General features: G+C 73.8%; 2 protein-coding genes and 1 pseudogene. 2 read left to right on the top strand and 1 reads right to left on the bottom strand.

Annotation, left to right across the window (positions count from 1 at the left end):
* Positions 1 to 325 precede the first annotated feature (325 nt).
* Positions 326 to 1456, bottom strand: coding sequence for a Gfo/Idh/MocA family oxidoreductase (locus tag G3I40_RS04860; protein WP_164300909.1), 1131 nt, complete (start codon positions 1454 to 1456; stop codon positions 326 to 328).
* Positions 1457 to 1836: 380 nt separating this feature from the next.
* Between G3I40_RS04860 and G3I40_RS04855 the strand changes: the two genes are divergently transcribed.
* Both G3I40_RS04855 and G3I40_RS04850 read left to right on the top strand, forming a co-directional pair.
* Positions 1837 to 2145: a helix-turn-helix domain-containing protein gene (locus G3I40_RS04855; RefSeq protein WP_164300910.1), complete on the top strand. Its 309-nt coding sequence runs from the start codon at positions 1837 to 1839 to the stop codon at positions 2143 to 2145.
* Positions 2146 to 2188: 43 nt separating this feature from the next.
* Positions 2189 to 2789 (top strand): annotated as a pseudogene (locus G3I40_RS04850) (FUSC family protein); the annotation flags it as partial.

Below are 2789 nucleotides of genomic sequence, written 5' to 3'. Positions count from 1 at the left end.
GGACTCGGGTCGCCGCCTGCGGCCGGGCCGGGGCTGATCGCGCGGCGCGTGCTGTGATGCTTTGAGGCGGGTTCGGTCCGTTGCGGGCCCGGTCGGCGGATGTTGTGAGGCGGGCTCCGCTGCGCGGCCGCGTAGTGCGTGCCCGCAGTGGATGCCTTCAGGGGCACGGCTCCATTGCGGGGTGCCGGAGAAGGCCCAGGGGGAGCGCGCAGGCACCGGCCCCGGCGAGAAGCCGCCCCCGCCACTCGCGCCCTGTCACCCGCACCCCGTCACCCGCGGCCAGTCACCCTCACCCCGTCACCCGCCCCCTGTCACCCGCCCCCCGTCACCCGCGCCCCGCAACGAACCCGCGCCCCGCGGCTCGCTCGATCCGGTCGATCAGCCGGTGGTGCCGGGCCGCATGGGCGAAGTCCGGCACCACCGAGGTGCCGTCGGCCAGGTCGCGCCGGATCTGCGCGTAGGCGGCGCCGACGTTGTACGCGTCGGTGCCGCGCAGCGTCGCGAGCGCGCGGTCGAAGTACCGTTCGGGGACGGTGAGTTCGGCGAGCGCGGTGTCGGACCCGCGGGCCCCGGTGACGACGTACTCGCCCATCTGCAGATGCCCGTGGTCGCCGGTGACGGCGAGGTCGCCGTCCGTACCGTTGATCTCCCAGTGGAAGTTGGTGCCCCGCGACAGGCCGCCGCGGAAGTGCACGGAGGCCACCGCGCCGGAGGAGAGCACCCCGCCGACCACCAACTGGTCGGCGACGTCCGACCGGTGGACCACGCCGGTGTCCGGGGCGGTGACCGTCCTGCGGCGGGTGGCGGCGGTCGCGCTGACCTCGTCGAAGTCGCCGAGCACCGCGGTCAGTCCGTCCAGGGTGTGCCCGAAGGGGATGGTCACCATGTTCGCCCCGGACGTGCGGTCGAGCAGGTAGGCGCCGCCCTCGTGGACGGTCGCGCCCCAGCCCCGGCCGGAGGCCACGAGGCTGGTGGAGAGGACCTCGCCGACGTAGCCGTCCGCGATCAGGTCGCGCAGATGGCGGACCAGCGGGGCGGAGCGCGCCTGCAGCCCGGTGAAGGTGCGCAGCCCGTGCGCGGCCGCGAGGGAGGCCAGCTCCTCGGCCTCGGCGGGCCCGGTGCCCAGCGGCCACTCGGAGAGGACCGCCTTCCCCGCCGCCAGGGCGGACCGGATGATCTCCCGGTGGTCCGGCACCTTGACGGTGACGACCACCAGGTCGACCTCGTCGGCCGTCGCCAGCTCGGCGGCGCTCCCGTACGACCGGGCCACCCCGTGCTTCTCGGCGGCCTGCCGCGCGGACTCGGCGCTGCTCGCGGAGAGCGCCCGCACCTCGAAGCCGTCGAGCAGCCGCAGCGCGGGGAGGTGGGCGCGGGCGGCCCAGCCGCGCCGGGCGGAGAGACCGACGATGCCGACGCCGATGGCGGGCTGCGGGGCGGGCGACGGGGAGGACGGCATGGCGGGCTCCTTCGTAACGCGGTAGCGGTCGTACGTGCGTGGTGCGTGGTGCGCAATCCGGAGTCGCGGGGCGCAATCCGGAGTCGCGGGGCGGAACCGCAGTACGGAAGACCGCCGTACGGAAGGCCGCCGTACGGGAACCGCAGTACGGAGCCGCAGTACGGGAACGCAGTACCGAAACCGCACTACGCAACGCAGTACCGAAACCGCACCACGCAACGCAGTACCGAAACCGCGCGGCGTTAGACTGTTTGACGAGAAGCGAACACCTCGGAGTGTACGCACGTCATCGAACACTAAGCAAGATCGAAATCCGATCAGGAGCCCAGGAGGGACCCGTGGCCACAGAAGCGGACCCGGCAGCGACGAGCCACCGGCCGATGCCGGTGCACATCCACCCGGCGGACGTCCCCCTGGAGGCCGCCCTGGTCGCCCTCGCCGACCCGGTGCGCCGCACCCTCGTACGGGAACTGGCCGGAGGCCCCGACTGGGAACGCGCGTGCGGCACCTTCGACGTGCCCGTCACCAAGGCGACGCTGAGCAGGCACTTCTCCGTGCTGCGCGAGTCGGGCCTGCTGGAGCAGCGGGACGCGGGGTCCAAGCGGTTCAACCGGCTGCGGCGCGAGGAGTTCGACGCGCGCTTCCCGGGCCTGCTGGACCTGGTGCTGCGGGAGGGCGCGGAGGCCTGACGGCGCGCGGCGTTTTCGGGGGCAATGCCCGTATTCTGGCGAGGTGAGCTGGTTCCGGGCGCTGAAGGACACCACCCGCTCGGGCCTGAAGGTCGAGCGGAAGCGCCTGGAACCCCTGATCGCGCTGCGCGGCGCCGCCGGCCTGGCGATCGTCGTCACCGTCGCCCTGGGGCTGTTCGGCCCGGCGGTGGCCGCGAGCTCGGCGTTCGGCGCGTACCAGGCCGCGATCGCCACCTTCCAGCGCAGCTGGCGCCCCCGACCGGAACTGGCCCTCGCCTCCGGCGCGAGCCTCGGCGTCTCGACGTTCCTCGGCTACCTCACCGGCTCCCACCTGTTCCTGTTCCTGCCCCTCCTCGCGCTGTGGACGTTCCTGGCCGGCCTGTCGTGGGCGGCGGGCCCGACCATCGGCATCATGGCCTCGTCGAACGTCGCGATGATGCTGGTCACCATCACCCTGCCGACGACCCTCGCCGAGGCCGCGGGCCACGCGGCCATGATGGTCTTCGGCGGCGTGGTCCAGGCGGCCCTGGTCATCCTGTTCCCCGTCCGCAGATGGGGCGCCCAGCGCGACGCCCTCGCCGACGCGCTGGCCGCCGAGGCCGACTACGCGCGCCGCCTGCGCCACGACCCGGTCGCCCCGTTCG

This window comes from Streptomyces sp. SID14478, from assembly GCF_010548525.1.
GTDB lineage: Bacteria > Actinomycetota > Actinomycetes > Streptomycetales > Streptomycetaceae > Streptomyces.
Note: the sequence above shows the minus strand (reverse complement) of the source record. Positions and strands in the feature narration are given on the sequence as shown.

Excerpts from the sequence above, each read along its gene's own strand:
- G3I40_RS04860 (WP_164300909.1), bottom strand. The coding sequence starts at position 1,456 with ATGCCGTCCTCCCCGTCGCCCGCCCCGCAGCCCGCCATCGGCGTCGGC.
- G3I40_RS04855 (WP_164300910.1), top strand. The coding sequence starts at position 1,837 with ATGCCGGTGCACATCCACCCGGCGGACGTCCCCCTGGAGGCCGCCCTG.